This is a genomic window from Amycolatopsis jejuensis, assembly GCF_000717335.1.
In the GTDB taxonomy this organism is placed as follows: Bacteria; Actinomycetota; Actinomycetes; order Mycobacteriales; family Pseudonocardiaceae; genus Amycolatopsis; species Amycolatopsis jejuensis.
This window is the reverse complement of record NZ_JNYZ01000026.1, coordinates 42,382-67,378: the sequence shown is the minus strand read 5'-3', so window position 1 is coordinate 67,378 and position 24,997 is coordinate 42,382. Positions and strand designations below refer to the sequence as shown.

Sequence of the window (24,997 nt, the reverse complement as noted above, 5' to 3'; positions counted from 1 at the left end):
GCCTGCACGAAGTTCTCGCGACCAACCCGTAGCGAGCATCTCACCTGCTCACCTCGACCAATCGCTCATCCTGCGCGTGACAGTCAACGGACCCCCCGCCGGAGGGTCCGCAGGCGGGGTGTACTGTACGTCCGTACGAGATGCGGAGTTCACCTTCGCCTCGGGGCTATGGCGCAGCTGGTAGCGCACCTCACTGGCAGTGAGGGGGTCAGGGGTTCGAGTCCCCTTAGCTCCACAACGCAGGGAACCCCTTCGAGCGAGCCGTTTCGGCTGGTCGGAGGGGTTTTCCGCATAGTGGGTCCGATCTTGCAGGGTCATGATCGAGGTTGTGGCCGCTGCTCCGCTGGAGCAGTTCCGGGGCGCGGTAAGCCGCCTCGGCCTCTTTTCTATCGGTCGTTTCCGTTGCGGCGTCCGGTATTTCGGCAGCGAGGAATAGGTGTCCCGCGTTCCGGCGAAGAGGGGGACAACCGGCGCGAGCCATTCCTCCTCAGCTGAGACCGGGGGTTGCGGGGTAGGCGGCGGGTTGGCGGGGATGGCGGCCTGCCAGCGCTCTTCCAGCCCGTCCAGCAGTCGGGCTTCGACCTCGGGGCGACGTGGCTGTAGGTCTCCACCACCCGGTTGTCCAGCCGGTGGCCGAGCCGGCGAGCCTGCGCGATCTCCGGCACCGCGTCCGCGATCAGCCACGTCTTGTGACTGTGCCGCAACCCGTGAAACGTCAACCCCGGCCGCACCGCGACAGCGCGGCCGTCCCGCGTGCCGTCGACCGCGGGCCGGAACACCCGCCGGATGAATGTCGACCGCCACCACCAGCAACCCGACGGCGTCGTGAACACGAACTCGAACGGATGCGTCTCCAAATGCTCCCGCAACAGCTCTACCAGGAACGGCGGCAGGCTGATCCGCCGCGCCGACGACGGCGTCTTCGGCGGCCCCAGCCATCTGCGACGACCCGACTCGTGCAACGACCCCAGGAACCGGTCGATCACCAGGACACCCCGGTCGAGATCGACCATGCTGCGATGCAGACCCGCCAGCTCGCCCCACCGGCACCCCGTCCACGCCGCCGTGACGACCAACAGGAACGCCGCCCGGCCGCCGAACTGCTCGGCCTGGGCTGCGACCTGCACCACCTGCTCCGGCGTCGCCCACACCCGCTCTGCGCGAACATACCGCGACCGTCGCCCTCGACGACGATGCCGATGCCGATGAACCGGATTCACCGCTATTAACCGCTCATCGACCGCATCCGCCAGGATCATCGACAACAGATTCACCAAACCCGACACCGTCGCCGGCACATACCGCGCAGAGAGCCGCTTGGCCCACAACGCGATGTCCAAACTCGTAATCGCACCCAACGGCATTTCCCCGAACTCCGGCAGGATGTGACACCGCAGCCTGCTGCAATAACTCTCAACCGTCCTCTCATCCAGATCCAACGACGGAACCCACCGCTCCACCCACGCGCGCAACAACATCCGACCACCGACCGGATCGATCCACGTGCCGCGCCGCCGATCCGCCGCCATATCGGCCAGGTAGTCACGCGCCGTGTCCTCGCTGACGAAACCACCCACCGACGCCACACGCCCCGACACCCGCCGATACCGAACCCGCCACGAACAACTCCCAGATTGCTCCACCCACGCCATAACAACCTCCACGCACCAGCGCCAACACCGACAAACCCGTCATCCACCGCGGGAGACGCCGTGTCAAGGCCGTAGCCAACCAGCGAAGGTTGCCCGACAACGGGTTCATCAGGAGCAGATCCTGCGCACCGGCAGCACAAACGGCTCGCGCTGACAGCGCGCGTTCTCTGGACGCCAAAGTTAATGCGGAAGAACCAATGACGACGCGATCAGCCTCAGCAGCAACGACCGGCGCAAACATCAGGCCCGTGACACGGAATGACAGCCAACGATGCGCAGCAATTTCGAGATCGAACATCTGTAGTGAGACCAACGACTGCACCTGCCCACGAGAATCAGTGAGTCAAACTACAGCGACGCCGATGCGATCGTATGGGGCTGGACTCATTGCGCCCTCGCCACGATGGTTACGCGTCGAGCGCCCCGTAGCCACCCTGCATGCGGAATCCGGCCGCGCAACGAGCGGCTGCTCGCGATCAGACCGCTACGCGGTGCCGTGCAAGCGTCGCCATCATGACTTGGTTGGCTTCCCAGCCGTCGGGGAATTTAGCGGGCACCGACAGGTGCACCGGGTCGCTGGACGGGTGGCTGTCCAGGAGATCGGTGATTCCTTCGCGAGCAACGACAATGCACGCGTGCCGGTGACGGGACGCGAGCACGCACAGCCGTCCGGTCTCCAGGTGGAAAGCAGTCGCATCTCGTCGACCGGACAGCGGATGCACGACGATCACGATCTCGAACTCGCGACCCTGCAGCCGGTTGGCCGTGTCGACCGCGACTGCCGTGGCGTCCGGCCGGCCGCTGCGGGCCAGCGCGATCCGGACGAGGTCGGATTGGTCGCGGTGAGCGACGCCGATCGCGATGTCGCGCGGTTTCAGGACTCGTCCGCTGGCGTGGCGTTCGCAGGTGGCTACCGTTCCGCGGTCGAGCAGCCGGACGGCGAGGTCGGCGGCGGTCTGGATTGTCTCGCTGTCGGTCCGGGGCACGTGGCGCCGCGGCAATTCGTGCAAGGCCCAACCGGTGGTGAAGGCCATCGTCAAGGTCTCGTCCAAGGCGGAGTTGCCGAGACTTCTCGTGCGGAACTCCAGGGAACGTGCGCCAGGTGCGGTGCCCGCGGTGAATCTGAGGTTCCCCCGCTTTGCCAAAGCCTCCGGGCAACCGGGGGAACCTCAATCCGGTGAACGGATAGAACGCCTGGGCGATGATGGGAGCTGCGGTCACCGGAAGGCGCCAGGACACCGGCAGCCGATGCACGGGTGTGTCCGGGTTGTGTTCCAGCATCACGGTGACGCCGTTTTGGGTCGGGTCGTGGGGCAGGCCGACCCATCGTTCGGTGCCGACGATGGTGAACGGGTCCAGTTGCCCGGGGTCGCCCACGAACAAGCCGCGGTCGAACCGCTCGACGACCTGCAGCAGCATGTCCGACCGCATCTGGTAGGACTCGTCGAGGATCGCCCATCTGAACGCGGTATCGCGGACGGTGGCCCACTTGGCCGAGGTACCGACGATGATCCCGCAGTGGGCGAGGTCCGCGGCGCGGTTGGTTACGGTCGTGTTCGCGAGGGCGTCGACGGCCAGCGATGCGGTGTAGGAGGAGCCGCTCAGGCGGCCGATCGTGACGTCCGGATGTGCGGCGGCGAGCCGGACGAGCAGGTCGTCGACCTGGTTGTTCGTCTGGGCGACGATGATCGGCCGCTCGCCGCCGCCGAGGAGGTCTCCGGCGGCGCGGACCACCAGGGTGCTTTTGCCGGCTCCGGGCGGCGAGTCCACGACCACGGCCCTGTGGTCGCTCCGCGAGGTCGGTCAGGATCGCGTTGGTGGCCGCCTCGGCCGCCGATTCTGTGGCACGAGCGCACCGGTGCACCATGGCGTGATCTGCCTGAGCGGTACGGGCCCTGGAAGACCGCGCACGAGCGGTTGCGGAAGTGGACCGCGGACGGGACCTGGGACCGGATCCTGGAGCAGGTGATCGTCAAAGACGATTCCCTGGGCACGTTGGGGGACAATGTCGAGTTTGTGATCAGTGTCGATTCCACGAGCGTCCAGGCGCATCAGCACGCGGCCGGTGCCCGGAAAAAAGGGGGCTGCGCGGACCGGATCGAGGACCTCGCCGTCGACGGGGAGTGCCTCGGGCGTTCCCGGGGAGGGCTGACCACCAAGATCCATCTGGCCGTCGACGTCGCGGGTCTGCCCTTGGCGGTGATCCTCACTCCGGGACAGGCAGGGGACGTCTAGCCGGGGACCATCCGGGGTGGACGGGCACGGCCGACGTTGTTGACGCTGTTGTGGCGTGGGGAATTCAGGATGAGGCTATCGAATCGGCGTGTATCGAACGCTCGAATGCCCGCATTCGCAGAGTGATCGGTCGACAACTCCCTCCCTTCCGCTATCGTACTTGATCCACAGCGTGTCGAGGCCAACGCTGCTGACCGTGATGTGTCCCGGCTCGCCGCAGGGGAGTTCCCGGCCTGTCAAGGGGTCGCAGACCTGTAAGTGAAGATGGTGACTGGGCAGGTGGAAACCGCCGGTTGCTGAGCAGTCGACAGCAATGAACGCGGGCACCTCTGGTACGACGTCCACGACCCGTACCGGAGTCCCGCCGTCGGACAGCTGTCTGATGAACAGGCTGTCTTCGGGGGACAGAGGAGAATCGACGGCAACGACGCAGCCACCCGAGAACACGTCCCGCATGCGGATCCCTTGATTCGATGCCACTCGTAGATATCGGATCAGCACGTCGAGCGATGTAAAGAGAACGCGGGGCCTGAGGCGCCTCCACAATGCCAGATGACCTTCGGCGGCATGGTCGTCGACGGGAGCCGACAGGGGGAACGAGGTCGCGTTGATCTGGTGCAGAGCACGGCAGATCGCTGGCTCGCCGAGGCTCTGCAAAGACACGTGTACGACAAGGTCGTGACCTTGTATTCCAACGGTTTTCAGGGTGCCGGCAAGGATGTCGTCGTGGACCTGCATGTCGCGCTCGCTGCGCAGACGGAGAAATCGTTGCCCGCTGACGTCCTGGCTTACCGAGAGCTCGCGGGCGGTCTCGGGGATGACCGCTCGATGCGTACCGTACGGCGGATGGTCCGCTTCGTCCTGTCTGAGTTCGCGAGCATACGTAATTGGGATCTGATCCTGCGCGGGGAGGTGTCCGGGTATCAATCCCTTGCTGGAGTACTTGCTCCGGTAGAACGCCAATGCGGGTTCCCGCCAAATGAACCGCCATTCCCTCGCCAGTGCCTCTTGGTTGTATTTCGGTACGACAAATTGACCGAGATTGAAGTACTTTTCCGAAGTGGTCAACACTGAAGCCCTCCTCTTGACCGACTGCGCATTTCAGCTCAGAAGTTCTTCGAGTCTCTTACTGGCAAATTCAACAAACGAAACGCTGTCGATCAGCTCGCAAGTAGCACGCCCGATCACGCTTCGCTTGATGTTTCCAAGTTCACCGAACTCTGCTCCGACGCGAGGAAAGAAGCGGCCGTTGTCGTCCCCGACGTCATCAGCCTCCACCCAAACTCGCTGCTGCTCCACCAGGTAGGGAAACCGCCGAAGCTTCCGCCGATGGTTAGGTATGAGCGATTCGGCGTAATGCAGAAAGGAGTTGCGGTTGTGGCCGACGCCGAGCAACAGGATCTGTGCGTCGTGATGGTGCAGCCAATCGAACGGTGATCCCTTTCCCACTGCGTAGGCCAGCGGTTGCCGTCGCGTCACATCAAGAGCGTGCGCGCCGAGCGCTGCCACGGAGACCTGGGGGTGATGGCTACGGTGCCGTCCAGACCAGGCCAGGACGGTATTGGGAATCTTCCCCATCGGCGTAGGGAGATCTTTGTGGAAGAGCGGTACCTGCCGACGCGCGAGGTCCACACGGCGGTCCCCCGTCGTACGCGAATCGGGATGGGGGTCGGCAACCTGCCCCGTGAAGGTAGGGACGACAACCGTCCCCGAGGCCCCGACTGCGCGCATTAGAGATCGCACCACAGCTTCGGCGCCGCCGGCAACTTCACCGAAGGCGGACAGAGAGGAATGCACGATCAGGTTTGCCCCGTTGCTCACGCCGAGATCACGCAGTCCCTCGAATAGCAGATCCGCGTCAACCTTTTCGTTCCGAAAGCTCACAGCAGCCCACACCCCACCCGATCAGAATAATCTGCCAACTCCCGGACCACGATACAGGGAACCGCCAGGAGAACTCCGCCCGTACCGATCATCCGCTACGAGCCGGCTGCACCTCTTTGGCGAGAATCCGGTAGGAAGTGCGGTGTTCGGGAAAACAGGAGTGGTCCCGTGATGACAGTGGTCACCAGTGCGGTAATGACCATCATGGTGAACATCGATGTGTCGAGAATTCCCAGGCCGATGCCTGCGTTTAGGATGATGAGCCCGGTGAGACCACGGGTGTTCATCAGTACCCCGAGTTTTGCGGACTCTGGCCACGACATTCCGAAGAGCCGTGCCGGTAACGCGGAACCGACAACCTTTCCGGTACATGCGACCACGATCATGACTGCCAGTTCGATCCCGCCGCGCCCCGTGAGGTCCCCGATGTCCACCGCGAGGCCGGTCACGATGAAGAAGACCGGCAGCAGCATTGTGCTCACCGCGACCAGTGGGTCGCGGATGCTCCCTGCCAGCTCATGTCCCGGCTCCCGAGGCAGGACCAGACCGAAGACGAACGCCCCGAAAATGGCGTGGATACCGATCCAGGTGGTCGCGTACGAGGACAGGAACACACCGGCCGTGACCGGGATGAACAGGTACGGCGATCGCGTCCGTCCCCGAGCGTGGAGGGGCTCGATCTCGCCCGGCTGGGCGAGATACTCCGCGAGCGCCGCGGGAAGTTGTCCCTGCGCCAAGCCGCAGCCGAAGCTGGCGTCAGCTTCAGTACCTTCACCCGCGTCGAAGCTGGCGCTCAGCCCGACCTCACCTCGTTCACCCTCCTGTGCGCATGGCTCGGCGTCTCCCCGGGGCAGTTCTTCACGCCCGTCACCGAACGCCAGGTCGCCCCGATCGACGAGGCGATCGCGCACCTCGCCGCCGATCCGCGGTTGGCGCCGGACGCCGCCTCGAAGATTGCGGACGTCCTCCGCAATATGTACGACGTGCTTGCGAAGGCACCGACCCAGCGGCAGGTAGTGGCGTGCCACCTACGCGCCGCATCTGTGCTTCGCCCCGGGGTTCCCCATCGCCTCAACTCGCTCCTCGGTGAGATGCACGACAAGTTGGCAGCTCGCGTGGCCGGCGGGGAGCTGTGACTCTACGCCGTGGGTTCAAGGCTGAAGCCGAACGAGAGGCGGCAAGATTCCGGAAGGAGCTGGGTCTCGCCTCGCACGATCGCCTTGACCCGCGAGACCTCGCCAAGCACCTCGGTGTCTCGATCGTTGACGCGGGTGAGCTTGTAGATGTTGCAGAGCTTGAAGATCTGGAGCACCTCCAGTCGTTCGCTTTTTCCGCAGCCACCTTCGAGATCGAGCGGCGCAAGATCATCGTGGTCAGCCCATTGCGCAACACTGGCCGCCAGAACAGCGACATCGCACACGAACTCGCACACCTCATGCTCAAGCATGGTCTGTCGGAGATCCGCGAAGTCGACGGGATGCCCTTCCGGACCTGCAAGCCGGACGAAGAGGAAGAGGCCACCGCCTTCGGGGGAACACTCCTCCTGCCTCGACCCCTACTTCTGAGCGCTGCGCGGCGCAGAGCCTCGATCGAGCAGATCGCCAATCAGTACGACGTGACCGTCGAGATGGCGCGCTTCCGATACAACACCACTGGCGTCGCCAAGCAAGCGGCGTCCCGCTAGTCCGCCCGCCACTGTGGGAGCGATCCGAGATGAACTGATCGGTTCACGATCGTCGCCGTGCCGCGGGCAGGCCCGCTGCGTCCAGGTAATCGCCGAGCGCTTCCTTCACCGGCTGAAGTTGGCGCTCGCCAGTCAGGTTGCATCGGACGAGCAACCAAGTCAGCGAGACGGCTCCATAGTCTCGAGAATGGTGATCGAACTGCCCACCCAGTAACATGACAACGACGGAGAGCCCTCGGCACGAGCACTTCACCATCGGTCAGCCCAACACACAACAACGTAACAACCCGGGAGCGGCAACAGCATCGGCGCTCGGGTATTTTGCCCTCACACGTATTGACGATCGTCGCGCCGGTTCGAGGGACGTGAGGATGACCAATCGAAAAGCGCCTCTCAATGCGGCTCAGCGGGCAGTCCTCAAGTGGGTGCAAGATGGGTGCGCAGCGGGAGTGTACGAAGATTGGGCGCACCGTTTGGTCGCTCGCGCGCTGCACAACCGCGGCCTCCTCATCGTGAAGGGCCACGGACCATCCTGGACGGCAACGATCACCACAGAGGGCACCCACTACCTCGCGACCGACACGTATTCGCCCCCGGATGAACCCCACAGTTCGTCGCACGCCGACAGTAAGGAATCCAAGAAGATCCCCAAAACCCCCCTACCGTCCCCGCGCCAAGACTCCAGACCAGGCCCGGGGGAAGCGGCTATGAAGCCGCCACGGAAGCCGGTCTCGCGCAAAACAGGCCCGGTCGACCAGCTCATGCGCTCACTCCAGGACGCAGACGATCACCGCGTCCTCGCGCCGGCCGACCACGCGGCAAAATATCGCCAGCTTGCGGCAACCGCGAAACGGTTCGGGCGAGTACCGGCAGGAAACCGGCTAGGGTTCGAATATTGTCGACAAGACAGCAAGTACCGGCTGGCGATCACACTTGGACCGCTGCCCGGCTGGCAGACCACGCAGCTGACCCGAACCATGTCCGAGGCACCGACGGATCCCAGCGATGTCGTGCTGGAGATCATGGAGTTGGAGGACTTCCCCGTCCAGGGAGCGCAGCGCAACCGCGCCTTCCACCTGCTTGACGCCCTCGTCCGAGGTGCACGTGCGACCGGAATGGCCGTGTCGCTTCAGACCGAGCGGCACACCCGTGGGTACGCCGGAAGAAGTAGCCATGCCAACGAAATCCGGTTCGCAGTCGACCGGGACGAGGCCTGGCTCCGATTCACCCAGGCCACGCTCCGCGTTCCTCACGAGCCCACCGAACGCGAGCTCAAACAAGCGCGACAGGGCTACATGTTCCCGGACTTTGACGAGGTCCCGGATGAACATCTCGGCATCGTGCTGGCAGGCGCCGGCGGCCGGTTCTGGGCCGACAGCTGGAAGGACACCGACGACCATCGCCTGGAAGATGATCTGGTCGAGATTCTGGAGGAGATCCGGCTCCGACACGGAAGCCTGGCAATGCAGCGTGCGGCCGCCGAGGAACGGCAGCGCCAAGCGGAGCTTCAGCGGGCCGAACGCGCGAGGCAACAGGCCGCAGCCGAGGAACGCGCCGCGATCGCACACCGAGAACACCTGATTGACGAGGAGGCGCGAGATCAAGCGAGACGCTGGACGGAAGCAAGCCAGCTGCGCGCCTACGCGGCGGAGGTGCGGCAGCACGCGTCATCGCTTGCCGCGGAGCGTCGCGCACATGCACTGTACTGGGCAGACAGAGTTACGAAGGTCGCCGACGTAATGGATCCGTTCCCCGACCGCGCGGTCCGACCTGACGCCCTGGGCAAGCCGACAGCGAGCGAGCTGCAGGCCTTCATGAACCAGTGATACTCACCAGTTGCGATACCCCCAGCGTCGCGGCGCGCGCTCGTAACGAACAGGTATCTCCGACGGCTTCAACGGACGATCGACGACCGGACGGTAGTTGGCTGCGGTGATCCGCTCTTCCTCGTGCACACGCTCGATCACCTCGGCGAAAATACTGTGCTCGTGCTCCTTCATCTGGTCGACAAGCCGGGTGATGAGCACGTCCAGACGCTGCACCTCAGCCTCAGCCGCAGCGAGCCGCTCCTGCATGGTGACTGCGCGATGACCACACCAGCCCCGCAACAACTCGTGGAGGGGCCGGTAACGCTCGAGGTACCACTGATACTCCCACTCCGGGGACGACATCCTCTGCTGTCCGTCGTGGCTTGTGTATGACTCGCCGCGCTTTGTCTTCTCCCGGCACTTTCGTTCTTCCTCGATTACCCCGTTCAGGATCGGCATCGGGTTCACCCGGCAGGCATATTCGGCAATCATGAGTGTGCCCTCGGGGGAAACTACCGTGTTCTCGCCACTCGCGAACGAATCGACCTGGCCAATGAGCTCATTGGCTGGGATCCCGATGAGTCGCTCAAGCCCTACCGGGTCGTAGATCGTCGTGACCCAGCGCACGGGCACAGACCACTCCCAATTCGCGACCTCTTCCGGGATCAACTCCGAGAACACGGTTTCGACGGCTGCTTCCTCCGGATCGGAAAGCTCAAACGCGGCAAAACGTTCCCAGGCTGCCATGACCTCGTCGTACTCACGTACTCCAGACCAAGGCCCTCGGAGCCGCTTTCCGGGAACCTTCTCCTGCTTCCCGGCGCTATCCCCATCCAGGAACTCGATCTCGTACTTCGCGCTCTTCTTCATCATCTCAATGGCGACAACACGAACGCGCTGCGATGAAGAGAAGTCCCGCAAGCGGTAAATCTGCTCGTCACCGACCTGGACCATCCGCACCTCCCCTGACAGGACACCAGCAGCCCCACCACATTAGCTGGCCGACGACCGCCAACCGGGTGTTGCCCGGCTCGCCTGCAATGCGCCGCATCGACCACACCGAAACCCGACGCAACGACTCCGAGATCAACCGTTCGAGATCTAGCCCAGCCTGCCGCAGACGCTGGCCTGTACAAATGAGCCATCCTGACGACAGCCGCGCCACGGAGATCGAAGTGATCTTGCCGGTCGAGCCGCCCGAATTGACGCCGGCCGCCGTGCGCAGCCTGCTCGCCCTGCTCCTCGAGCTAGTGCTCTGTCCATGAACGTTGGCCGGTTTGGTGACACGCCGGTCAGCGTTCATGGCCGGTGATCGGGTTGCGGTCAGGCTGGGTGGATGGCAGATCCAGTGCGGGTACGCAGGCTGACCGATCATGAGGGGCAGCGGCTGCAGCAGATCGTGCGAAGAGGGACAGGCTCCGCCGTGCGGCTGCGCCGGGCGATGGTGGTGCTCGCCTCCGCCGGCGGGAACACCGTTCCCGCGATCGCCCGCCTGGTCCGGGGCGACGAGGACGCGATCCGCGGTGTGATCCACCGGTTCAACGAAACGGGTCTGGCCAGTCTGGACCCTCAGTGGGCGGGTGGCCGTCCCCGCCTGATCAGCCCTGAAGACGAAGCCTTCCTCGTCGCGACGGCCACCACGCGACCTGAAGCACTCGAGCAGCCCTTCACCCGCTGGAGCCTGCGCAAGCTCGCCGCCTACCTGGCCCGCAACCCGCGGCGGGTGGTGCAGGTCGGGCGGGAACGGTTGCGGCAGTTCCTGCACAAACACGAGATCAGCTTTCAGCGAACCAAGACCTGGAAGGAGTCCAACGACCCCGACCGAGACGCCAAACTCGCCAGGATCGAGCAGGTCACCAGCAAGTTCCCCGACCGGGTGTTCGCCTTCGACGAGTTCGGGCCACTCACCATCCGACCCCACCTCGGTGCGAGCTGGACCAGGAAAGGGCATCCGGACCGGCTCCCGGCGAACTATCACAAGCTGCACGGAGTCCGGCAGTTCCACGGCTGCTACTCCGTCGGCGACGACACCCTCTGGGGCGTAGTCCGCAGGCAGAAATCCGCCGCCAACACCCTGGCCGCGCTGACATCGATCCGCACCGCGAGCCCCGACGGGGCACCGATCTACATCATCCTGGACAACCTCTCCGCCCACCGCGGCCAGACAATCCGCACCTGGGCGGCCCGCAACAAGGTCGAGCTGTGCTTCACCCCGACCTACTCCTCCTGGGCCAACACCACCGAGGCGCACTTCGGGCCGCTGCGCACATTTGCCATCGCGGGATCGAACCATCCGGTGCTGGCTCGTCGGCTGCACGACTACCTGCGATGGCGCAACGCCAACGCCCGCCACCCCGACGTGCTCGCCGCCCAACGCCGCGAACGCGCACGAGTCCGCAGCGAAAAGGGCATCCGCTGGGGCAACCAGCCCCTCATGCCAGCCGCCTGACCAACCCGGCGAACCTATCTGGACACAGCACTAGATGACGAGAAGTCACCGCCGGAGCCGCGCCGGACGCCGCAGTGAAGGGCCTGCGCGGCGCGCATTCTCACGAATTTTCCCGGAGCAAACCTGGAGCAGACGCGCGTGATCAACGTTCCCCAACAACGTGCAACGACAGTGAACGGCACCGTTTGACCACGACATTCTCGACCTGCTAGCGTAGACCTGGGTACGAAGAGTCACGGGCACCTGACTGGCAGTGAGGGGGTCAGGGGTTCGAGTCCCCTTAGCTCCACACATGAAGTTGTAGATGAACCCCCTGAGCGCTTGGAAATCCCAGGTCAGGCGCTCGCAGGGGGTTCATCTGTGTCGGGGGTTTGGTCGCGGCACGTTGCGTCGCTTACTAGAACTTTGGTAGGGCTGCCTGGGTCGTGATCCAGATCGCCATCCAGGCTTCTTGCGATCTCAACGAGGACCTTGGCGATCTTGTGCGCGTCTGGCGGATCGTGCCGCACACCATGAATCCGGATCTTCGACACGTGGGTTCGGGGCTTGTGTTGCCGCTTCTTTGGTTTGGTCATGCGAAGTCACCACCCTGTCGCGACGGTTCGTTGGTCACGCGGACGGGGACGAGGATCTTGCTGTTCGCCAGCAAGGCTGCTGACGCTGATCTGGATCTCTCGCTGAGGATAATCCGGCAGCATCCGGATGTCTTCTCCAGCGAAGAGGACGCTGCGGGTGGACTGCTTCCGGTTCAGCGGACAAGGGCGAGGGTCGCCCAGGTCTAGGACCAGCAAGCAGCTGACAGTAGGTTGGTGTCCCGGATCGGCGGTAGGCCGTCATCGAGACCGCGCAGCCGGTCGTAGATGTTGCGCATCGTTGCCTTGTCTGGAATGTGCTCTCCGCCTGCCGCGCGCTCCAGAATGGTCAGCGTGCTCACTAGCAAGATCGACCCTACAGCGTGACCGCTGGTCCGGAGCCGTCTGAGTCGGTTGATCTCCGAAGTGGCGATCCGCGCTCCTGACCCGTCGTCGATGAGCACGGTCACTGTCTCGCCGGATTCGGCGGCGACGACCGCGTGGGCGATGACCATTGTCTCGCCCAGATCTTTCGGGTGTTTCAGCCGTTCTTCCATGGGGAGCTGGGTGATCCGGTGGACGACCGCAGCAAGTTCGGGTGTCTGGTCATCGGAGAGTATCTGCACCCACTTGGGCGTCAGCTTTTGCCAGACCACTGCGGCGGAGCGGAAGCGCGCATCCTGCCGGGCCTTGCGGAGCACTTCGTCTTGCACGGTCTCCGGGGTGCTGAGCGGACCCAGGATCTCGATGAGGAGGCGCTCTTTGTTGATCGAGAGGAAATTCAGGCCGGGGCCGGCGTCGATGATCGGCCGGTGGCTCATCCTGAGTTTCTCTCTGTCGCCGTAACCTGGCCGTTGTCATCTGGCGCACTGAGATCCTCTTCTAGAGCCGCCAGATCTACGTGCACGTCGGGTAGTTCGGTGGGAGCGGCCCACGCGATCTCCTGCTCGATGGGCACGACACCTGCCTCACACAGGTCCGCCTCGGCAGCCTCCAGTGTGATGCCGCGCAAGGTGGCGATGGCTTGCGCAGGCACCACCGCCTCCGCGTAGCCCCTGATCGCGCGGGCGAGCAACTGTTGCGGTGCCCTCCGCTGATCGGAGTCGGCCCGCAATGCGTGGTACTGATCGCTCCACCCGAACCGGGACGCCAATTGTGGCGCGGTCAGCGCCATCCACTCCTGTTTGGTGTCGTCATCGATGTAATTGGCTTGGTGCAGCGCGATGGCGGCAATCTGGGGTGATACCAGGTATCGCTGGACGACTGCAGAGAGGGTGGCTTGGGTCACGAACTCTCGATCTCCGAGGAACTCACGCAAGCCCTCGACCGGTACGAGCAGGTGCCGCGCGAAGGCATCGGCTCGAATCTCCGCGGGGCTGCGTTCGCTCCAGTTGCCCGTGCCGTTGTCCGCCCAGTCCTCGAACAGCACGTGGCCAAGTTCGTGGGCAAGCGTGCTGCGTTGTCGCATCGGGTTCGGGGTCCGCGCGACGCCGATGAACACGGCGCCGCGCGCAGGGTCTCGCATCGTCAGGCCGTGTTCATCCGGGCCGACATCGAGTACGGCCACGTCGATCCTGGTTGCTTGCTCGATGACTGCCACAAGGTCACCCAACGGCTGCACGCCCAGGTGGTGCTCTTGGCGGAACCGCGCGGCGGCGGTACGACCTTCAGTCTCAGCGCTCAAGATTATCTATCCACATCAGACCGTGGCGGGGATGGCCTGGTCGTCCAAGTAGTTGTCCAGTTCCAGGAAGTGCAGCAGCGCTTCACGCATGCGGTCCATGTCGGAGTCGTTGGTGGCACGGGCGGCGCACTGCACTCGATCGGCTACCGTCCCAGGTGCGGTGAGTTGGGCGACCGTATGTCCAGTTGCCCACGCGATCGCGACCACCTCCGGCATCTTCGCCGCTCTAGCTCCGGAGATGATCCGCGACAAGGTGGGCTGCGAGATGCCAGCAGCGTCCGCAAGGGCGCGCTGACTGAGGCCCGAAGCAATGCGGGCACGCTCAATGAGCACGCCGGCCCCCGTTGTCATCGTGGCCACCCTTCACAGGTCTGAATCATGATCGGTCGATGTGATTCAGTGTAGCTGAGTGCGGTACGTGACGCTAGGAGCCATGACTGGACTACTGCGCGAGCGGGACGCCCAGTCGATCGCGTGTATCCCGTGGACGGTGTGGGTTGTCGACTGGTCACATTGACAAGAAGCAACCCGGTGCGTCTACTCGCCGACAGCCACTCCGGCTCAACGTGTTGCTGGTCGGCGGGGGTCGGGGAAGCCGAGGCTGACGTACCCTGGTGCGCGTTTGGCCAGGGAAGAAGCCAGGACGCCGGTGTTGATGTCGTGGTAGTCGTGGACTTCGGCGGTGGCCTTGCCGACGTGTGCGCGGAGGATCCGACCCGCGTATTGGACGAGGCGTCCCTTGAACGCGATCGGTGCGGCGAGGAACAAGGTGTCCAGTGCGGGGCAGTCGAATCCTTCACCGACGAATGGCCCGGTCGCGACGACCAGCAGTGGTACTCCGTCCGCAGGTTGGAGGCGGGCCAGAGCATCGCGGCGGGCGGTCGCGCTCATTCCGCCGCGAAGCACGATCGGGTCGAGCGAGCGTCGCCGGAGCTCGTCGGCGAACCGTTCGACATGGGTGGTCCATTGGGTGAGCAGCAGGCAGTGTCGACCTCGTTTCAGCGCGGCAGTCACGTCGTTGGCGATCTGGGTGAGGCGGGTGTCGTCGGCCACAAGATCGCGGTAGATGGCCGCCATCCCGCCGGGCTTCGTCGGGTCGGCGTCACCGGTGTAGCGATAGGCGGTGTCGTGCACATGGAGCACCGGCTTCGGACGCTGCGCAGTCGTGTCCAATTCGAGTTGGGGTGCGCTGTCCTCGCCGGGGCGGCTTGATGGGGCGATGGTATGCCGGATCGGGCCCAACTGGAGGGCTATCAGGTCGTCGAGCTTGTCGCGTCGGTACGGGGTGGCGGTGAGTCCGAGCCAGCGGCGAGCCGGGATCTGCTTGACGGCGTGCTCGAACGCCGCGGCCGGGATGTGGTGGCACTCATCGACGACGACCAGCCCGTAGCCGCTGGCGAGCTCCTCGATGTCGGCCTTGCGGGCCAGCGTTTGCAGCATGACGACATCAACCACGCCATGGGTTTTGCGGCGACCACCGCCGAGTTGGCCGGCTTTGACGCCCAGCAGTTCACTGATCCGGGTGCGCCACTGGTCGGCCAGGGTCTTGCGGTCGACCAGCACGAGCGTGGAGATCGCGTGGGTGGCGATGACCGCGCAGGCCATCACGGTCTTGCCCGCACCCGGTGGCGCGACCAGCACACCAAGATCATGGTCGCGCAGATCGTCTACGGCGTCTTGCTGCTGCCGGGTCAGCGTAGCGGCGAAGGTGAACTCCCGCGTCTCGCCGGCCTGCCGCCCGTCGATCACCTCAAGGCGGCTGCCCGCCTGCTCGACCAGTGAGGCCACCGTGTCGTGCAGCCCCCGAGGCAGGATGAGCCCGCCGTCGAGAGTCTCGTCGTAGCTGCGCAGGAACCGCGGTGTGTCCCACGTGGACATTCGGAGTCGCTGGCGCTCGTAGAACACCGGATTCGTCATCGATGCCGCGTGCTTCAGCGTCGCGTGCAACGCCGGGGTCAGCTCCCCTGATTCCAGGCGGATTCCCGAGCTGAGCCGGGCGTGCACGATGGGGGGTGCGGCGGTACGGATCCGGGTCGAGACCGCAGCGCCGATCTTGTCGATGCTGGCGCCGACAGTGACTCCACCGGCGCGACGCGCGACCCGATTGACCTCGGCAGGACTCATGCGGCCGAGCGAGGACAGGTACTCCCACTGGTCATCGTGTGGTTCCATCGTCGCCAGATCGAGGAACGCCGTCGCGCCGTCCTGGCGGGCCTTGCCCTGCAACGGTGCAGCGATCAGATTCCCCACGCCGCCCGAGGGCAGCACGTCCTGTGACGGGAAGAGCCGGTCGTAGCTGGCCAGGTCCATACGGCCACGGACTGCCATCGCCTCCCGCAACAGGGCGGTGCCAAGTCGGCGAGCCGTCTCCGCGGGCACGGGCGCGGTGAAGAATACCCATGCATGTGCGCCGACGCCCGAGCGCGAGACCTCCAGCGCGGCTGGCACCGACCACGCCCTGGCGGCCTTCAGGTAGGCCAGGGCGTCCAGCATCGCCATTGGGCCGTCGAAGTCGGCCGCCAGCCACCAGCACAGGTCGCCATCCACCAGCGGATACAGCCCGACATGCACGTCGCCGACCAGGTGCGTCCGCAACACGTCCTTGCTCAGTGGCAGGTAGTCGCGGTCCTCGTGCCCGACGCCCTTGCGCCACCCGCCGCGCACCGCCGGCAGCCAACCAGCTTTGCCAGTACGTGCGTTCTCCCATCGCGTGGCGTAGATGTCGATGCGGGCGGCGAACAGGGCGGCGAAGAAATCGACCTTCACCTCCGGGGCCGCTCGCCGGTCGACCAGGCCGGGGTGCGCTTCGAAGAAGCCGGTCTGAATCGGGCGGGGCGGAGCCGCCTGCTTCGGAGTCAGCTCCAGCAGCCGCAACAACCGCGCGTTCTCCGTACGCAACTGCGTTGTCAACTCACGGAGCTCCGTGAGTTCCTCGGCAAGCTCCGCTGGCTGGAGATCGTCTTTCACAGAGCCCACCGTAGATGGGTCAGATGCGTGCCTGGTTGAGGCGCTCGATGAGGCTGGGTTTGCGTGCATGCGTTTGCCGCAACGCGTTGGTGCGGGTGGTGAACGTGTCGTAGCGGTCCTCGCGTTCGGCCAGCGCCTGCAGATCGGTGAGCAGCGTGACGGCGGCGTCGTACTCGGCCGGTTTCCGGGTGGCGATCATCGCCTCGACGCGCGACCACGCGGCGTCTTCCTCAGCGGCCAATGCGTCGAGTCGTCGTTCGCGAGCCAGCAGACGCGCCTGTTCCCGGCGTGCCTCGTCTTCGGCGTGCTCGGTGGCCAGCCGACGCTCACGGTCGGCTCGTCGCCGCGCCGCGTTGTCGAGGAGGTCGGCCACCGTCCGGCGAGGGCGAGTTGGGGCGGAGACGGCCGGAGCCCTGTCGCCGCGGTAGCGGCGTAGTAACTCCATCTGCACCCGCGCCGCCTCACCCTGCGCTACCCGCGCCAAGAGCCGGTCCTTCTCTGTGACTGGGAGGCGAGCCACCCACGCGGCGAGGTCATCAGGGTCGTCGTTCGGCGCGCCCAGCGGTGGGGAAGTCTGGGCCGCGGTGGTGAGGAGGTCGTCGTCGAGGCGGAGAAAGTCGGACAGCGCCCGTTGCGCGGCAGTGAGCGTGCCCAGCCCGGGCGGAACAGGTGGTTCGAGCTCGTCGTCAGCATCACCATCGAAAACGTCTTCGTCGCGCTCCCAGGAACCATAGGCGGCCAGCCAGGCGAGATAGAGTGGCCGGAGATCACCGGCGGCGAGTTCGGCGCGAACTCCGACGATCGCCGACAGCAGGTTCTCGGGGTCGTAGTCGAAGTCGAACTCACCAGCGTGGTCCTCGCTGATCAGTTCGAGCACGATGAACTGGCCCGTGCGCCAGGCGTTCACGTCGTCGCCGACGCGGTAGTCCTCGACGACATCGGGATCGAGCAGCTCGCCCGGCAGGCGGAACATCACCCGGTGGGTACCCCAGTTGGCGACGTACAGGTGCGCGTCGTAGTAGCGCTCCATCAGACGGCGCGGGTCACCCTTGAAATCGCCCCAGTGGTATTCGTTCACGAAGCTGGTCGAAGAGATCCGCGCCCGGGTGGACAGCGACCGGACCGCAGCCTGTTCGCCATCGTCCAGTGGGCGGTCGATCGCCAGGAACTCGTAGTACTGGTACTCGCTCACGGTCTGTCCAGTTCGTCGGCATCGGTGAACGGTCTAGCCCGGAAACTCGAGTCGTCGCCCAGGTGGAAGAACAGATGGCCCTCGATCGTCTGGTCGTCGACCAGGACTGCCCAGCCTCGTCCGCTGACCCGGTCGCCCTCGTCGGAACCTTCCCAGGTGAACTCCACGCCGGGCCGGCCGTCCCGCTCGAGCGAGCGGCAGTCCAGCCAACCGTGGACGGCGAAGAAACCGAACTGGCTGGTCCCGTTCCGGGTGAACTCGACGTAAGCTGGTTCGACCAGGTCGATCGCGTCGCGGTCCCAGCCACTCATCGCCACGATCCGCCACCGACCGGATATCCGGGCGCTGAACTTCGGAGCCCTTGCCATGGGGTGTCAGCGTAGTGAACTCGGTGAGATCGATGCGAGGTACCGCCGTTGGACGGTGCACCGGAGAATCCCCAGTACATCAAGACCGAGGTCGACCATGTGTGTCGCGGGTGGGGATGCCGCGTTCGCGGAGTTTGGTCAGCACGGTGGTGTGGTCGACGCCCAGGTGTTTGCCTACCCGTGCCAGGGACCAGCCGAGGTTGTAGAGGTGGATGGCGTCGTCGACCTGCTCGGGGGAGAGTCCGCGGCGGCGCATCGGCACGTCGTGACGTTTGAGGATGTTGCTAACGGTCCGCCGCTCGATGCCGAACCGGTCGCCCAGTTCGTACACCGTCGCTCCGGCTTGGTAGCCGGTGATGAGTTCCTGGACCTGGTCGGCGTCGAGTTGCCCGTGCCCGTCGTGGTTTGGGGCGGTTGACGGGCGGTGCCGCCGGTTCGGTGGGGTCTGGCAGCTTCCGGAGCAGCACCTCCAGGGCATCTACCTGGGGTTTTGTGTTGTAATAAGCTCCCCCAAGCTCCACTACCCTGATGAAACACCGCCCGCCCGATCTATTGATCCAGGCAGGGCGGTTTTTTCGTTACTCCGAATCTTGAGTTTTACTCATACCAACTTCAGCTACTGTTCAGTAGCTGAAGCAATTCGGGAGCACACCCTGACCCCGTTGGGGTTTGGACGCCAGAACTGCTCCATGCAGGGCGACCGATCGGGTGATTCCTCTGAGGTTCTTTGGCATGGAGCAGGGCGCTGCCAGCCACTTGCCATGACCGTGACCACTGCAGCCGGATAGCAGCCACATGCCCGCAACGATTGGTTGCGTTGATGGCGCTCTCCGAATTTCCCCAGTTGGGTGTCTTGTCGGCGCGTCGTTTGTGCTGGTCAACGGCCTTCGGGTGACGGTTTCCGGTGTTGATCACCGTGGATTGTCGCTGGAGGGTGGATGCTCTCGCTGGAGGAAGACGTGGGGTCAAGTCCCTGGGTGTGGTGTAAGTGGGCGGTCACCGGTGATCCGGTTTCGGGTCAGGCGGTGAGGGCTGGTGGGGTGGGTTGCTCCTGTTCGGTGGGATGGGTTTCGGTCGTGCTGGTGGCGCGGGAACGGGCCAGGACGTCGAGGCCGAGGTAGCGGCGTCCTTCGATCCATTCGTCGTGTTGCTCGGCGAGGACGGCGCCGACGAGCCGGATGATGGAGCTGCGGTCGGGGAAGATGCCGACGACGTCGGTGCGGCGGCGGATCTCCTTGTTCAGTCGTTCCTGGGGGTTGTTGCTCCAGATCTGACGCCAGATCTGTTTTGGGAAGGCGGTGAACGCCAGCAGATCCGGTCGCGCCGTATCCAGGTGATCAGCGACCCTGGGTAGCTTCCCGCTTAGGGTGTCGAGCATCCGATCGTATTGCGCGGCAACGGATTCGGCGTCGGCTTGGTCGAACACCGAGTGCAGCAATGTCCGCACCCACGGCCAGGAGGACTTGGGGCAGACCGACATCAGGTTGACCGTGTAGTGGGTGCGGCAACGCTGCCAGGACGCCCCGGGCAGGGTGGCGCCGATCGCGGCGACCGGGCCGGCGTGGGCGTCGCTGGTGACCAGCTGCACGCCGGAGAGGCCGCGGGCGAGCAGGTCGCGGAAGAATGCCAGCCAGCCGGCGCCGTCCTCGCCGGAGGTGACCTGGATGCCGAGGATCTCGCGGTAGCCTTCGGCGTTGACGCCGGTGGCGATCAGGCAGTGCACGTTAACCACGCGGCCGTTCTCGCGCACCTTGAGCACGAGCGCGTCGGCGGCGACGAACGTGTACGGGCCCTGATCGAGCGGACGGGCGCGGAAGGCTTCGACCTGTGCATCCAGGTCGCGGGCCATCATCGACACCTGCGACTTGGACAAGCTGGTGATGCCGAGGGACTCGACGAGTTTCTCCATCCGCCGGGTGGAGACACCAAGCAGGTAACAGGTCGCTACCACGCTGGTGAGCGCTCGTTCGGCGCGTTTGCGGCGTTCGAGCAGCCAGTCCGGGAAGTAGCTGCCCGAGCGCAGCTTCGGGATCGCGAGGTCGATCGTGCCGACGCGGGTGTCGAAGTCGCGGTGGCGGTAGCCGTTACGGGAGTTGACACGCTCGGCATTGCGCTGACCGTACTCAGCGCCGCAGGCCGCGTCGGCTTCAGCGCCCATCAGCGTCTGGATGAACGTCGAAAGCATGTCGCGCAGCAGATCAGGGCTGCTCGCGGCGAGTTGGTCGACGAACGGCTTGGTCGGGTCGATAGGCTGCATACTGGTCATCGCGTGAGGCTTCCTTCGTGGACTTTGGTCGGTCCTGTGAAGGATCACGCGGTGACCGCCTCATCTCCGGCTACGACACGCTCAGCACTCGCTGGCGGCGCTGGTACACCACTCTGCCGGACACAACCAGACGTGGAAGCGCAGGCGCTGCGCGATCAAGGCTGGTCGATCTCGGCCATTGCGCGACATCTCGGCCGTGACCGCAAGACGATCCGCAGCTATCTGGCCGGTAATACCGAACCCGGCCGCCGCAAACCCGCAGGCCCGGACCCGTTCGAGCCGTACGTCGCCTACTGCGGACCCGGCTGGCCGACGACCAGCACCTGTGGGCCTCGGCCCTGCTCGACGAGCTCACCGCCCTGGGGTATCCCGGCGGCTACTCGACGTTCACCCGCGCGCTGCGCCGCCATCAGCTGCGCCCGCACTGCGAGCCCTGCCAGGTCTCCCGCGGCCGCGACGTCGTGATCATCGCGCACCCACCCGGCGAGGAAACCCAGTTCGACCGGGTGGAACCACCGAATCCGCCGGCCACGTGGGATGTCGGGCGGCACGCGCATCTGCTGGTCGGGGCGCTGGCGCACTCGAGCCGCTGGCGTGGTGTCCCCGCCGACGCCGACGACTTCCCGCACCTGGTCGAGGCCCTCGACACCGTCGTGCGCAAGCTCGGCGGCACCACCCATGACTGGCGCTTCGACCGCATGGCGACGGTCTGCTACCCGCATCGGGCCGGTTGACTGCCGCGTTCGCCCAGGTCGCGAAGCACTACGGGGTCCGCTCCGTGGTCTGCCCGCCTCGGCGCGGGAACCGCAAAGGCGTCGTGGAGAAGGCGAACCACTCCGCTGCGCAGCGATGGTGGCGCACGGTCGCCGACGACGCCACCGTCGCCGAGGCGCAAGCCGGGCTGGACCGCCTCACGGTCACGCTCGACGACCGCCGCCGGGTCCGCGACGGCGAGCCCACCACCGTCGCCGCCCTGGCCGCCGACGAGGCACTGCGCCCGCCGCCGTTGGTGGCGTTCCCGGCCGAGTTCGATGTGCCCCGGACGGTGACTGCGCAGGCGCTGGTTTCCTTTCGTGGCAACCATTACTCGGTCCCGCCGGGCCTCGGCGGCGCCGTTGTTCATGTCCGTCACCGGCTCGGCGCGGACGCTGCGGATCATCACCGCCGGCGGGGCGACGGTCGCGGTCCACCACCGCGCCCTGGACGGCGCGGGACGGGTGATCCGCGACGACGGGCATGTCGCCGCGCTGGAGAAGGCCGTGCTCGGCGCGTTCACCACAGATCGTCCCTGCACCCACAAGACCCGCCGGCCGCCGTCGGCGGCGGCGTTGGCCGAAGCGGCACGACTGCGCGGCCCGCCCGCGACGGGGCCCGCGGCCCACGTCGTGATCGACCTGTCCGCCTACACGGCCACCGCCGCCCGGCTCGACGGGGCACCCACCGATGAATCCAGAAAGGGATGAACCTGTTGTCTGCCAACACATCATCGCCACAGGTGAGCGAAGCTCGCCGCTACCAACAACTACGCGGGCATTTCTCCTACCTCAAACTCGACAACGCCGCCGAGGCGCTACCCCGAGTCCTCGATGAGGTCCGGCACGAGAACCTGTCCATGACCGCCGCGCTCGAGCGGTTGCCGGAGATCGAGGTCAACGCCACCGAAGCACGTCGTCTCGCCGGCCGGTTGCGGTTCGCTTGCCTGCCGGATCCGTGGACACTGTCGGACTTCGACTTCGCCGCGCAGCCCGGGGTCGACGAGAAGCTGATCCGCGACCTCGCCACGCTGCGTTTCCTCGACGACGCCTCGTATGTTCTGTTCGTCGGGCCGCGGGGTCGGGAAAACGATGCTGACGACCGCGCTGGCGCGCGGCGCGGCCGAGGCCGGACACCGGGTCTGCTTCACCACCGCCGCCGATCTCGCCGCCCGCTGTCACAAGGCAGCGGTCGAAGGACGCCGGGCGACCTGCATGCGGTTCTTCGCCGGACCGAAGCTCCTCGTGATCGATGAACTGGGCTACCTTCCGCTACCCGGTGACGGGGCGTCGGCGTTGTTCCAGGTGCTCAATCAACGCTACTTGAAGTCGTCCACGATTTTGACGACGAACGTCGGGATTGCTGACTGGGCAACAGTTCTCGGTGACTCGACGGTCGCCGCGGCGATGCTGGACCGATTGTTGCATCGGGCGACAGTGGTCGGCATCGACGGTCCGTCCTACCGGCTCAGGTCCCATCAGTCCACTTCGGACAAGCTGCGCAAGGCGGTGAACGCGCGTGTCTCCTAACGCCACCGCCAAACCTGCCCGATCCACTGGGAAGCGTTCACCACGACCGGTCGGCAGGCCAAAACCCGCGTCAACTGCTCACCAGAGTGCAAACGCACCGCCGCAGCCCGCCGAGAGGTCGAACGCACCAGCAGCACGGTCAGGCCCTTCGAACATCAGCCAACGGCGACCGCCGCGGTCCCGCCACCCGCGCCGATGTCGCAACTCGCGGCGCAACGAGACTGCCCGCACTGCAGCGGCCCGGTCAGCATCGTCGCGCTGCTCACCACGCCCGAAGTGGCACGTCCGCAGATCCCGATCACCGCCCCGAAGGAGTGATCGCACTTCACCGCTGACAACGGCTATGCTGCTCTCCTCAGCTGGGGAATTTCAGCGAGTACCCCTGAGGAGTTTCACCGACCCCCGTCAGAATTCCCTCGCGAAGAAAATCGAGGCAGCCTTGAGAATTCCGTTAGCTTCTTTCAGGTCCCGGACCTCACGCCCGAGATCCTCGATCCGCTGCCGCTCGTTCGACGTTGGCCCGGGCACCTGCCGGGCATCGACTTGGGCTTGCACCGTCCACCGGCGCAGCGACTCGACACCCACACCCGACCTTCGGCCCGATGGCTGACAGGCGGCGCAGACCGGCCAGTACTCGTCGAGGTGGTCGAACACCATCTTCACCGCCCGGGCACGCCGCTCAGGCGGGTAGCGCCTGGACATGATCCACATCCCCCACAAGGACGCAAGCGGCACCGAACCCGGGACGGTTCAGCAATTGCTCAGATGGTAGAATAGTTCTACGTCATGTTGCATCTTGCTGATTGTGAGACTCGGGAGCAGCCCCGGATCAGTCAGCGTGGAAGGGCCGGATATGTCGATCACCCAGCCGAAGCCGGCTCACTTGTCCGCGCGGCCAGCTGGCCAGGTCCGCTGAGTTGATGGCCGTGTCCGCCGCCTTGCTTGATGCGGAGCTGTCGATGTCGCACTACGCGCCGAACCTCACGACGATCCCCGGACGCGTCCCGGCCGCCGACTCGGTGGCCGATGTGTGTGCGTTCTCGGAACGCTGCGGCTGGCGCGCCGACACCTGCGTCACGTCCCGGCCGCCGCTGGTGGCCGTGAATGCGGTGCATCGCACGGCATGCCGGCGTATCGAGGAGTTCCGGCCCGACGTGCGGGCCCTGCAGGATCACCGTACGGAAGCAGCTGATCAGCCACGGCCGAGCGGAAAACCATCTTTGCTGCAGGTCGAGGAGCTCGTCAAGCGGTACCTGGTGTCCGGACTGGCCGGCAAGGCTCGCACGACCACTGTGGTGAACGGCGTTTCCTTCGCCATCGCCGAGGGAGAGTCGATGGGGTTGGTCGGCGAGACCGGGCCGGGCAAGACGACGATCGCCCGCTGCGTGCTTGGGCTGGCCCGCACCGACGGTGGGATGATCACGTTGGCCGGCAACGACATCAGCGACTACACCAAGCCAGGGCGGGCGCGGCGTACCGCGGTACGCCGCCACATGCAGGTGGTGTTCCAGGACCCGTACTCGTCACTGAATCGCGCGATGACGATCGGGGCGACGCTCGCCGAAGCGGTCCGGGCCCGCGGCGACCGAGCCGGCAGGGCTGGCGAGACCAGCGAAGTTCGCGAGCTGCCGCCGATGGTCGGCCTGCCTGCCGAGTACGTGGCGCGCAAGCCGAGCACCCTGTCCGGGGAGAGCGGCAGCGGGTGGCGATCGCCCGAGCAATCGCGGTGCGGCCCCGACTGCTCATCTGTGACGAGCCCGTCGCCGCGCTCGACGTGTCGGTGCAGGCGCAGATCCTCGAACTGCTGCGGGACATCCGCAGCCGCTACAAGACCAGCAGGCTTTCATCACCCACGACCTGTCGGTCGTCCGCCGGATGACCGAGCACGCGATCGTCCTCAAGAGCGGAGAGATCGTCGAGGGTGGGTCGACCGCACCAGTGCTGGATGACCCAC

Annotated in this window: 26 protein-coding genes, 1 tRNA gene and 3 pseudogenes; 13 read left to right on the top strand and 17 right to left on the bottom strand. The window is 65.5% G+C overall.

The window, feature by feature from the left end; genetic code table 11:
• Nucleotides 1-162 precede the first annotated feature (162 nt).
• Nucleotides 163-235: transfer RNA gene (locus tag OO71_RS31760), tRNA-Ala, on the top strand.
• 151 nt (nucleotides 236-386) lie between these two features.
• Here the strand turns inward: OO71_RS31760 and OO71_RS31755 are convergent.
• Entirely contained in the window at nucleotides 387-1,598 is a 1,212-nt protein-coding gene (locus OO71_RS31755; RefSeq protein WP_162186140.1) for a tyrosine-type recombinase/integrase, read from the bottom strand.
• Between the two features lie 530 nt (nucleotides 1,599-2,128).
• On the bottom strand, nucleotides 2,129-2,686 hold the full coding sequence (locus OO71_RS50460; protein WP_162186139.1) for an AAA domain-containing protein: 558 nt from the start codon (nucleotides 2,684-2,686) through the stop codon (nucleotides 2,129-2,131).
• A gap of 802 nt (nucleotides 2,687-3,488) precedes the next feature.
• Between OO71_RS50460 and OO71_RS52515 the strand changes: the two are divergent.
• Nucleotides 3,489-3,881 (top strand): annotated as a pseudogene (locus tag OO71_RS52515) (IS5 family transposase); the annotation flags it as partial.
• Nucleotides 3,882-3,962: 81 nt separating this feature from the next.
• On the opposite strand, the gene OO71_RS31740 reads toward OO71_RS52515, so the two are convergent.
• The 3 genes from OO71_RS31740 to OO71_RS53460 all read right to left on the bottom strand — a co-directional run bounded on the left by OO71_RS31740 (nucleotide 3,963) and on the right by OO71_RS53460 (nucleotide 6,403).
• Nucleotides 3,963-4,955 carry a phenylacetate--CoA ligase family protein gene (locus tag OO71_RS31740; protein ID WP_156096643.1) on the bottom strand — a complete coding sequence of 331 codons (993 nt, stop codon included), beginning with the start codon at nucleotides 4,953-4,955 and terminating at the stop codon, nucleotides 3,963-3,965.
• Between the two features lie 33 nt (nucleotides 4,956-4,988).
• A complete protein-coding gene (locus OO71_RS49420) occupies nucleotides 4,989-5,771 on the bottom strand; it encodes an AAC(3) family N-acetyltransferase (RefSeq protein WP_211260661.1) in 783 nt (260 codons plus the stop codon).
• A gap of 95 nt (nucleotides 5,772-5,866) precedes the next feature.
• Nucleotides 5,867-6,403: a cation:proton antiporter domain-containing protein gene (locus OO71_RS53460; RefSeq protein WP_425388721.1), complete on the bottom strand. Its 537-nt coding sequence runs from the start codon at nucleotides 6,401-6,403 to the stop codon at nucleotides 5,867-5,869.
• Between OO71_RS53460 and OO71_RS53455 the strand changes: the two genes are divergently transcribed.
• The 3 genes from OO71_RS53455 to OO71_RS31715 all read left to right on the top strand — a co-directional run bounded on the left by OO71_RS53455 (nucleotide 6,290) and on the right by OO71_RS31715 (nucleotide 9,281).
• Nucleotides 6,290-6,907, top strand: a complete 618-nt coding sequence (locus OO71_RS53455; protein ID WP_156096649.1) for a helix-turn-helix domain-containing protein — start codon at nucleotides 6,290-6,292, stop codon at nucleotides 6,905-6,907. The genes OO71_RS53460 and OO71_RS53455 overlap by 114 nt on opposite strands.
• Nucleotides 6,904-7,455, top strand: coding sequence for an ImmA/IrrE family metallo-endopeptidase (locus OO71_RS49415; RefSeq protein ID WP_084145422.1), 552 nt, complete (start codon nucleotides 6,904-6,906; stop codon nucleotides 7,453-7,455). Before OO71_RS53455 ends, OO71_RS49415 begins: the two co-directional genes overlap by 4 nt.
• A 707-nt stretch (nucleotides 7,456-8,162) precedes the next feature.
• Nucleotides 8,163-9,281, top strand: a complete 1,119-nt coding sequence (locus tag OO71_RS31715; protein WP_033293631.1) for a hypothetical protein — start codon at nucleotides 8,163-8,165, stop codon at nucleotides 9,279-9,281.
• Between the two features lie 3 nt (nucleotides 9,282-9,284).
• Here the strand turns inward: OO71_RS31715 and OO71_RS31710 are convergent, their stop codons facing one another.
• Entirely contained in the window at nucleotides 9,285-10,217 is a 933-nt protein-coding gene (locus OO71_RS31710) for a hypothetical protein (RefSeq protein ID WP_051792502.1), read from the bottom strand.
• A 182-nt stretch (nucleotides 10,218-10,399) separates the two neighbouring features.
• On the opposite strand from OO71_RS31710, the gene OO71_RS52995 reads away from it, so the two are divergent.
• From OO71_RS52995 to OO71_RS50450, 3 genes are all read left to right on the top strand, one after another.
• Complete coding sequence (locus OO71_RS52995) at nucleotides 10,400-10,528, top strand: hypothetical protein (protein ID WP_281178495.1); 129 nt, start codon at nucleotides 10,400-10,402, stop codon at nucleotides 10,526-10,528.
• Between the two features lie 71 nt (nucleotides 10,529-10,599).
• Nucleotides 10,600-11,712 (top strand): IS630 family transposase, encoded by a 1,113-nt coding sequence (locus tag OO71_RS31705; RefSeq protein ID WP_033293630.1) that lies wholly within the window; start codon nucleotides 10,600-10,602, stop codon nucleotides 11,710-11,712.
• 425 nt (nucleotides 11,713-12,137) lie between these two features.
• Nucleotides 12,138-12,494: a hypothetical protein gene (locus tag OO71_RS50450; protein ID WP_156096642.1), complete on the top strand. Its 357-nt coding sequence runs from the start codon at nucleotides 12,138-12,140 to the stop codon at nucleotides 12,492-12,494.
• Here the strand turns inward: OO71_RS50450 and OO71_RS31700 are convergent.
• The 9 genes from OO71_RS31700 to OO71_RS52505 form a co-directional block, all read right to left on the bottom strand.
• Nucleotides 12,491-13,105, bottom strand: a complete 615-nt coding sequence (locus OO71_RS31700; RefSeq protein WP_033293629.1) for a PIN domain-containing protein — start codon at nucleotides 13,103-13,105, stop codon at nucleotides 12,491-12,493. The genes OO71_RS50450 and OO71_RS31700 overlap by 4 nt on opposite strands.
• Nucleotides 13,102-13,968, bottom strand: coding sequence for an ImmA/IrrE family metallo-endopeptidase (locus OO71_RS31695; RefSeq protein ID WP_033293628.1), 867 nt, complete (start codon nucleotides 13,966-13,968; stop codon nucleotides 13,102-13,104). The genes OO71_RS31700 and OO71_RS31695 overlap by 4 nt, the downstream gene beginning before the upstream one ends.
• A gap of 15 nt (nucleotides 13,969-13,983) precedes the next feature.
• On the bottom strand, nucleotides 13,984-14,319 hold the full coding sequence (locus OO71_RS31690; protein ID WP_033293679.1) for a helix-turn-helix domain-containing protein: 336 nt from the start codon (nucleotides 14,317-14,319) through the stop codon (nucleotides 13,984-13,986).
• A 210-nt stretch (nucleotides 14,320-14,529) separates the two neighbouring features.
• Nucleotides 14,530-16,935, bottom strand: coding sequence for a DEAD/DEAH box helicase (locus tag OO71_RS31685; protein WP_211260655.1), 2,406 nt, complete (start codon nucleotides 16,933-16,935; stop codon nucleotides 14,530-14,532).
• Between the two features lie 19 nt (nucleotides 16,936-16,954).
• The gene (locus tag OO71_RS31680) at nucleotides 16,955-18,127 is read right to left on the bottom strand and encodes a hypothetical protein (RefSeq protein WP_033293627.1); all 1,173 of its coding nucleotides are present in this window, start codon (nucleotides 18,125-18,127) and stop codon (nucleotides 16,955-16,957) included.
• Entirely contained in the window at nucleotides 18,124-18,495 is a 372-nt protein-coding gene (locus OO71_RS31675) for a hypothetical protein (protein WP_033293626.1), read from the bottom strand. The genes OO71_RS31680 and OO71_RS31675 overlap by 4 nt, the downstream gene beginning before the upstream one ends.
• Nucleotides 18,496-18,574: 79 nt before the next feature.
• Nucleotides 18,575-18,826: a hypothetical protein gene (locus OO71_RS53450; protein ID WP_033293677.1), complete on the bottom strand. Its 252-nt coding sequence runs from the start codon at nucleotides 18,824-18,826 to the stop codon at nucleotides 18,575-18,577.
• A 687-nt stretch (nucleotides 18,827-19,513) separates the two neighbouring features.
• Nucleotides 19,514-20,761 (bottom strand): IS256 family transposase, encoded by a 1,248-nt coding sequence (locus OO71_RS31665; protein WP_033293625.1) that lies wholly within the window; start codon nucleotides 20,759-20,761, stop codon nucleotides 19,514-19,516.
• A gap of 290 nt (nucleotides 20,762-21,051) precedes the next feature.
• Complete coding sequence (locus OO71_RS52505; RefSeq protein WP_245633850.1) at nucleotides 21,052-21,237, bottom strand: hypothetical protein; 186 nt, start codon at nucleotides 21,235-21,237, stop codon at nucleotides 21,052-21,054.
• Here OO71_RS52505 and OO71_RS52500 point away from each other — a divergent pair.
• Entirely contained in the window at nucleotides 21,223-21,495 is a 273-nt protein-coding gene (locus OO71_RS52500; RefSeq protein ID WP_245633849.1) for a hypothetical protein, read from the top strand. The two genes, OO71_RS52505 and OO71_RS52500, sit on opposite strands and share 15 nt — an antisense overlap.
• On the opposite strand, the gene OO71_RS52495 is transcribed toward OO71_RS52500, so the two are convergent.
• Nucleotides 21,474-21,884 carry a hypothetical protein gene (locus OO71_RS52495; RefSeq protein WP_245633848.1) on the bottom strand — a complete coding sequence of 137 codons (411 nt, stop codon included), beginning with the start codon at nucleotides 21,882-21,884 and terminating at the stop codon, nucleotides 21,474-21,476. The genes OO71_RS52500 and OO71_RS52495 overlap by 22 nt on opposite strands.
• Between OO71_RS52495 and OO71_RS52490 the strand changes: the two genes are divergently transcribed.
• From OO71_RS52490 to OO71_RS52985, 3 genes and pseudogenes are all read left to right on the top strand, one after another.
• Nucleotides 21,771-22,208: a Mu transposase domain-containing protein gene (locus OO71_RS52490; protein WP_425388720.1), complete on the top strand. Its 438-nt coding sequence runs from the start codon at nucleotides 21,771-21,773 to the stop codon at nucleotides 22,206-22,208. The two genes, OO71_RS52495 and OO71_RS52490, sit on opposite strands and share 114 nt — an antisense overlap.
• Nucleotides 22,209-22,220: 12 nt before the next feature.
• A pseudogene (gene istB / locus OO71_RS53445) lies at nucleotides 22,221-23,043 on the top strand (IS21-like element helper ATPase IstB).
• A 195-nt stretch (nucleotides 23,044-23,238) separates the two neighbouring features.
• Nucleotides 23,239-23,361, top strand: coding sequence for a hypothetical protein (locus tag OO71_RS52985; RefSeq protein ID WP_281178493.1), 123 nt, complete (start codon nucleotides 23,239-23,241; stop codon nucleotides 23,359-23,361).
• Nucleotides 23,362-23,448: 87 nt separating this feature from the next.
• On the opposite strand, the gene OO71_RS31650 is transcribed toward OO71_RS52985, so the two are convergent.
• Nucleotides 23,449-23,706 (bottom strand): hypothetical protein, encoded by a 258-nt coding sequence (locus tag OO71_RS31650; RefSeq protein ID WP_156096641.1) that lies wholly within the window; start codon nucleotides 23,704-23,706, stop codon nucleotides 23,449-23,451.
• A 257-nt stretch (nucleotides 23,707-23,963) separates the two neighbouring features.
• On the opposite strand from OO71_RS31650, the pseudogene OO71_RS52475 reads away from it, so the two are divergent.
• A pseudogene (locus OO71_RS52475) lies at nucleotides 23,964-24,922 on the top strand (ATP-binding cassette domain-containing protein).
• Nucleotides 24,923-24,997 lie beyond the last annotated feature (75 nt).